Here is a 6,557-nt window from a genome sequence, read left to right on the forward strand (position 1 = left end):
TTTCTCCGTTCCGTAATATCATCTAATCGCTTGCCGTTGCGAAAGCAGTGAAGCAATCTCTTTTCTTTAACCAGACACCAGTGTCTTTGTTTCTAAGAATGAGGAAAAGTCATGGATTTTTTAAACAACAGGATTGCAATATGAGGTTATCTGTTTTTTTTGCCGTACTTATACTGATGTTTTGGGTGGGAGCTGTGAGTGCTATCAGCTTTATGGAAGCATGGTTGAAGTTTCAGGCACCCGGAGTGACATTGCCAATTGGATTGGGTATTGGAATGAAAGTTTTTAATGCCCTCAATTTGGTGGAATGGGGTTTGGCTCTGGGTTATTTGTTCCTCCTTATTCGGGAGTTAATAAACCTGAATAGAGCAACGCTGCTGTTTTCCGGGGTAGTGGTATTGATATTGACAGTGCAGACTTTTGTGTTATTGCCGGTTCTATCCGCCCGAGCTACAACAATAATTGATGGGGAAACGGTTTCGGCTTCTTATGTTCATTTCTACTATGTGATATTGGAAGTGTTGAAGGTTATTTCGTTGATTGTTCTGACTTTTAGGTGGCGTCGGTTGCACGAATAATGAAATTTCTGGAAATGAGCAGACCAATGACATCCAGGGCATTAATATTGGATGTAACCGGGTTTCCATGGACAATTCCCGGGAAATCGAACTTAAGAAATCCAGTTCAGAACACCTCCTAAATTTAAATCAGTAAAATAAACGAATGGTGTCTTTGCAGTGTCTGTTTTCAGGATGTTTCATTTTTGTTGGGAGGGGTAAGGATGAGTCTTAGCGAAGTATTCTTGGTAACATAAAGCCAGGCCCAGTTGATAAAGATGATGAGTCTGTTCCGTACGCTGAGGATAAGCATGAGGTGCAGAAACATCCAGACAAGCCATGCCGGATAGCCTTTAAAACGCATAAACGGAAGATCCACCACTGCTTTGTTGCGACCTATGGTGGCCATAGAGCCCATGTCGCGGTATTTATAGTCGGATACAGCTTTGCCCCGAACAGTGTTTTTTAGGTTTCTTGCCAATAACTTCGCCTGGTTGATTGCTACGTTGGCAACCTGAGGATGCCCGTTCGGGTAATGGGGTGTCTCCATATAAGCGATGTCGCCCACTGCAAAAATATTGTCGAAACCCTTAATTTTATTCTGGCGGTCAACAACAATCCGGTTTCCACGCGTGATTGCCTCTGCTGGTATTCCTTCTGTTTTTCGGCCTGTAACTCCGGCTGCCCAGATAACAGTTCTGGATTTAATGGTTTCACCGGAACTGAGCGTCAGATTTTCGCCATCGTAATCTTTTACAAAGGTGTTTTTGAGCAGTACGACCCCCATTTTTCGCAGGTATTTTTCAGCCGCATCGCCCGATGCCCGGTTCATGTTATTGAGAACATGATTGCTGCCTTCCACCAGCCTGATGGTGAATTTTGAAAGGTCTATGTCGTGGTAATCCTTGGGGAGAATTTCTCTTTTGATTTCTGCAAATGCACCGGCCAGTTCCACACCTGTCGGGCCGCCTCCTACGATGGTCAGATTCAGCAGACTTTCCCGGTCTTCTTTTGGGGCTGCAATTACTTTTTCGAAAGTTAGTAGTATGTGATTCCTGATGGTAATGGATTGGTAGGTTGTTTTAAGAGAAAAGGCGTTTTTTTGAATGTTGGGATTTCCAAAATAATTGGTTCTGCATCCGGTGGCAATAACCAGATAGTCGTAAGGGAAATCGCCAATGGAAGTACTGATGGTCTGCTTTTCGGAGTTAACTCTGACCATTTCAGCCATCCGAATTTGGATGTGTTCCTGATTTTTGAAAATATTTCTGAAGGGGAAAGAGATACTTGCCGGCTCAATTTGTGAGGTAGCTACCTGATAGAACAGCGGTTGAAATTGGTGATGATTGATCTTGTCGATCAACAACACATTAAAATACCGCTTGTCAAGATTTCGCACCAGCTGAAGCCCGGCAAATCCTCCTCCGACTACAATTACCTGCTTCTTGTTCTGGAGGTCTAGTTCCTTAACCATAATTTTTTGTTGTTTTCCTGAAAAATGATTGTGTTGTCTGTATATAAAACAGAGTGGGAGGTCTTATGTTTGTTGTTTTATAGAATTTTTTCTTTAATTAGAGAAAAATAAGATGAAACCGTCCGAAAAACGATTTCTGCAGAAAAATGGTATGTTAGTGAGTGGTGAGAATTTGGATACAGGTTCTTCACCGGAAGAGTAGCTGAGATGTGTGATTTGCAGGGGTGACAGAGCCATCAGCCACCCCCGTTTTTGTTAATGATATAATTTTTCGTATTGTTCGGGAAATTGATTTAGTTGCTTAATTTTGATGTCTTTAAAATAAACTTCTCCGGCTTCACTCTGAATTTGTATTTTGCCGCTTTCCAGTGGTCGGGTTCCGTCTTCCTCAGTTATTCTGGAGTTTTGCAGCACCATTACCACTTCTCCGTTTACAATGTGCAGGCTTTTTCCGTTGAAACAGATAAGTTCCAGGGTGGTCCATTCACCCGGGTCACTTTCGTAATCGGCACTTCGTAAACAAAAAGCATCGCGACCACTTGTTCCGCCAATGGGAATGAATAGTTCTTCATGTCCGGCTACCGAGTTCATCATTCCTTCCTGAGGGAATGCTCGCACATCAATGGCGGTGTTACCGATGGCCCAGTAATCACCCATGTGACCTTCCATAATCTGAAATTCCTGCGACAGCATCCATGAACGCCAATAATCTACGCCGGCTTCGCCATTTGAATGATAGAGAAGTCCGGAATCCAGGAGTTTGTCCTCCCGGGGTTCCCATTTCTTATCGCCCCATTTTACTTTTAATTTAAGGTGGTAATTATTGAAAGATTCTTTCGTAAATACAGCCCCGTAATACTCGCCACTTATTCTTAGAACGGGGACTTCATCCTCTTCAATTACGGAAAAAACGTTGTTTATATTTTTGTTGTAGCCAACGGGTTCAATGGCATTGCCGTTTTCATCCAGTGGGTGACTGCCATCGTAATTGTTCTGATGCTTAAAGCTTAAATACATTTCCCATTTGGACAGGTCCCTGTCCAGCAGATTTTCCCATTCATCTTCAGGGGTGAAGGAGGTTGAAAAAAGGGCCGCCAGTACCACTAATGCCATTGAAAATCGTTTGTGATTTTTCATCTCAGATTTTGTTTTTATTGGTTTTGTTGTTTCAACTTAAGATTCTTAAAGTTATGAAAATTTCCTCTCAAAGCAATTGCGTTTAAATGAAACAATGTTTCAAGTGAGATGTTATTTCATTAAGTTTGTGGCTTTACTTTTAAATGAAACGAGTCCCGATTGTTCGGGACGAGTTCCATCAGACCAATAACCTAGATAAATTATTATACTGATGAATTCTATGACAGCAACAGAAATATTAGATCATCACAGAGTAAAAAAAACCACCCCTCGCATCGCCATATACAGGCTTTGCAGGAGGCATCCGGGCCCCAATCCGAAGGTGAAATTAAAGATCTGATGGGAGAGCTGTACGATCGGGCAACCTTTTATCGGAGTGTTCAGACGCTTACTCATGCCGGAATTATTCATCGCATTGTCGCTGACAACGTGATGGTGAAATATGCGCTGAATAATTGTGAAAACGGGCATCATCATCAGGTGGATCATGCACATTTTTATTGTCGGAAGTGTCACAATCTTTATTGTCTGAAAAGTATTAAGGTGCAATCGTTGAATCTTCCGGCCGGCTTTTTGGATGAAGAGCATGATTTGGTAATTCGGGGTATTTGTAATCAGTGTAACGAAACAGTGCCGGTTGAAAATGCATAGCGTGAATAAATGTCGGGGTTTCGGTTTGTTCTTAATGAAGGTGTTGAATATGAAGAGTGTTTTTTTGTTGTTGCTGTTGTTTGTGAGTGCAGGGTTAACCGGACAATCACATTTTTTGCTGAAAGGAGTGGTTACTTGTCAGCACAATGATCCTTTGCCGGGTGCTGTGGTTCACATTGAGTCATTGGGGCTGGGAGCGGTGACCGGGAAAGACGGAGAGTTTCAGATAAAAAAAATACCTTCTGGAAGGTATGTGGTCGAAGTTTCTTTTTTAGGGTATGAGCCCTGGATAAGAGAAGTAGACATCAGAGAACAAATGCCGCTGCATATTACTTTGCAGCGGGAAGACCATTCGCTGGAAGAAGTGGTGGTGGAAGGAACCTACCGAAGTATTTTGAACAGGGAAGATTCAAGAAGTGTGGCAGTAGTGGATCGGAAATTTATTGAGAATAATCGTTCAGGAAGCCTGATGCAGACCCTTAGGCGGTTGCCCGGCATCAGTTCCATTGATATTGGCTCCGGACAGTCGAAGCCCTTGATTCGGGGACTGGGTTTCGACCGTGTGGTGGTGGCAGAAAACGGGGTAGCTCATCAGGGGCAGCAATGGGGAGCTGATCATGGGCTGGAAATTGACCAGTACGGGGTTGAAAATGTGGAAGTAATTAAAGGACCGGCATCCCTGATGTATGGTTCGGGTGCCATTGGTGGTGTCATTGATATGAGGAGTTTCTCGATTCCGGGACAGCATTCTGCCGGGGTGGAGGTGGACCTTACAGGCGGGAGCAATAACCAGTCGTTAGGTGGTTCTGTGGCTCTTTTTAAACGATGGAATCACCTGTTTTTAAGAGCCAGAGCATCGCTCGTGGATTATGCCGATTACCGCGTGCCGGCCGATAGTATTGAATACTATTCATATTATTTTCGTCTCAAAGACGGGGCCATGCGCAATACCGCCGGATATGAAAACAATGGCAACCTGGCTGTGGGTTGGACTTCTGATAAATTTTCGACCCGATTTACCGTTAGTCAGCTTAATGCCAAAAGCGGGTTCTTTGCCAATGCGCACGGACTGGAAATCAGAGCTTCTTCCATCGATTATGACCGCTCTTCCCGCACCATCGATTTGCCTTATCAGCAGGTAAATCATCGAAAAGTGACGAACAATACCACGATTTTTCCGGGTGCTCATCAAATACGAATCAATGCAGGATGGCAACATAATCTGCGTGAGGAATTCTCCGAAGCGGTGGCGCATGGATACATGCCAAAACCGCCGGATAATCTGGAGCGGTGGTTTAAAAAGGAGACCGGAAGTGTTAATGTGCGCTGGAAAATTCCTGAAATCGGTCGTCACACCCTTACTGTTGGCGGAGATGTGGAGCGTCAGGTGAATGAAATTGACGGATGGGGTTTTATTATTCCTGCATTTCAAAGTACCGAATCGGGTCTTTTCATTCACGATAAGATTTTTCTGACACCTCCCTGGGTTGTGAATGCAGGCATTCGATATGACTTTTCCCGGATTCAGATAGAGTCGCACCGCGATTGGTTTATGAGTCCCGGTGAAAATGGAGAAGAGTATATTCTCAGAGCGCCTGATGCCAGCAGGGATTTTAACTTTGTGAGCTGGGCCCTGGGGGTAAACTATCATCAGGAACGATCGTTTTTAAAATTGAATTTTGGCAACGGCTTTCGGATGCCACTCCCCAAAGAACTGGCGGCAAACGGAATGAACTACCACATGTACCGCTACGAGGAGGGTGATATAAATCTTTCGCCTGAGGTGTCATGGCAACTGGATGCTGCGGTTGGGCATGAATGGAATTCCTTTGGATTTGAGATAAACCCCTTTGTGACCTGGTTTCCAAACTATATTTATCTGGGACCGGAAGGTGGTTTTGAACAGGGTTTGCAACGATTCAAATATCAGGATAATGAGGTGTTTCGCACAGGTGGAGAGCTGATTGTGCAATATCAGTTGTCCGACAGACTGCAATCCGCTGTGGAATCGGAGTATGTTTATTCCCGGCAGCTGACAGGAGATAAAGAGGGGTTTACATTGCCGTTTTCACCTCCCTGGACGACCGACTTTTCTTTGGAATATAACCATCCCTCTTTTCGGTCATTTGAAAATCTGATGTTGCGGGGAGAATATCGACTTGTTGCAGCTCAGAATGAGATAGTTCCCCCAGAAAAGAAAACTCCGGGGTATGGGCTGACTTCCATATTGGCAGGGGCATCCCGTCAGGTAGGCGCGGCGCAAATCAACTGGCGCTTTCAGATACGAAACCTGTTTAATGTGCGGTATCTGGACCATACCAGTTTTTATCGACTAATAGAAGCTCCGGGGCCCGGTCGTAATTTTATTGTTTCAATGAGTGTTTCCTTTTAATTATTGATAAATATTTAAAAATCCATGATGATGATGTTGATGAGAACTATTTTGAGTGTGTTGATGATTTCGTTTTTCCTTTTTTCATCCTGCAGCGATGACAAGGACGATATGTATCCGGTAATTGATATGTCAGGAGATGATGCCTTTCCGGAAAATTGTTCTGTGGTTCATCCGGGAGAGAATTTTACTTTCAGAGCTGTTTTCACGGACAATGAAGAATTGGGGGCTTTTAGTATTGAGTCACACGACAATTTTGACCATCATACCCATAGTACCGATGCGGTTGAGTGTGAAATGGAACCGGAAAGGGATCCTGTGAATCCGTTTCACCTGATTGAGGAAT

General features: G+C 43.9%; 6 protein-coding genes. 4 read left to right on the plus strand and 2 right to left on the minus strand.

All coding sequences use genetic code 11. From position 1 onward, the window contains the following. The first annotated feature begins 140 nt into the window (after nucleotides 1-140). Nucleotides 141-578 (plus strand): hypothetical protein, encoded by a 438-nt coding sequence (locus QZZ43_RS11985; protein ID WP_291859547.1) that lies wholly within the window; start codon nucleotides 141-143, stop codon nucleotides 576-578. A 169-nt stretch (nucleotides 579-747) separates the two neighbouring features. Here the strand turns inward: QZZ43_RS11985 and QZZ43_RS11990 are convergent, their stop codons facing one another. Both QZZ43_RS11990 and QZZ43_RS11995 read right to left on the minus strand, forming a co-directional pair. After that, nucleotides 748-2,031 (minus strand): NAD(P)/FAD-dependent oxidoreductase, encoded by a 1,284-nt coding sequence (locus tag QZZ43_RS11990; protein WP_291859549.1) that lies wholly within the window; start codon nucleotides 2,029-2,031, stop codon nucleotides 748-750. Nucleotides 2,032-2,286: 255 nt separating this feature from the next. Next, nucleotides 2,287-3,168, minus strand: a complete 882-nt coding sequence (locus tag QZZ43_RS11995; RefSeq protein WP_291859550.1) for a DUF1080 domain-containing protein — start codon at nucleotides 3,166-3,168, stop codon at nucleotides 2,287-2,289. 339 nt (nucleotides 3,169-3,507) lie between these two features. Between QZZ43_RS11995 and QZZ43_RS12000 the strand changes: the two genes are divergently transcribed. From QZZ43_RS12000 to QZZ43_RS12010, 3 genes are all read left to right on the plus strand, one after another. After that, on the plus strand, nucleotides 3,508-3,819 hold the full coding sequence (locus QZZ43_RS12000; RefSeq protein WP_291859552.1) for a hypothetical protein: 312 nt from the start codon (nucleotides 3,508-3,510) through the stop codon (nucleotides 3,817-3,819). Nucleotides 3,820-3,868: 49 nt separating this feature from the next. After that, complete coding sequence (locus QZZ43_RS12005) at nucleotides 3,869-6,211, plus strand: TonB-dependent receptor (protein ID WP_291859553.1); 2,343 nt, start codon at nucleotides 3,869-3,871, stop codon at nucleotides 6,209-6,211. A 30-nt stretch (nucleotides 6,212-6,241) separates the two neighbouring features. Further along, nucleotides 6,242-6,557: DUF4625 domain-containing protein (locus QZZ43_RS12010; RefSeq protein WP_291859555.1), on the plus strand; the 316-nt coding region annotated here is incomplete at its 3' end.

Source organism: Marinilabilia sp. (assembly GCF_016278715.1).
In the GTDB taxonomy this organism is placed as follows: Bacteria; Bacteroidota; Bacteroidia; order Bacteroidales; family Marinilabiliaceae; genus Marinilabilia.

Bases quoted from the DNA above. Each gene is read 5' to 3' on its own strand.
- QZZ43_RS11985 (WP_291859547.1), top strand. From the start codon at position 141: ATGAGGTTATCTGTTTTTTTTGCCGTACTTATACTGATGTTTTGGGTG.
- QZZ43_RS11990 (WP_291859549.1), bottom strand. From the start codon at position 2,031: ATGGTTAAGGAACTAGACCTCCAGAACAAGAAGCAGGTAATTGTAGTC.
- QZZ43_RS11995 (WP_291859550.1), bottom strand. From the start codon at position 3,168: ATGAAAAATCACAAACGATTTTCAATGGCATTAGTGGTACTGGCGGCC.
- QZZ43_RS12000 (WP_291859552.1), top strand. From the start codon at position 3,508: ATGGGAGAGCTGTACGATCGGGCAACCTTTTATCGGAGTGTTCAGACG.
- QZZ43_RS12005 (WP_291859553.1), top strand. From the start codon at position 3,869: ATGAAGAGTGTTTTTTTGTTGTTGCTGTTGTTTGTGAGTGCAGGGTTA.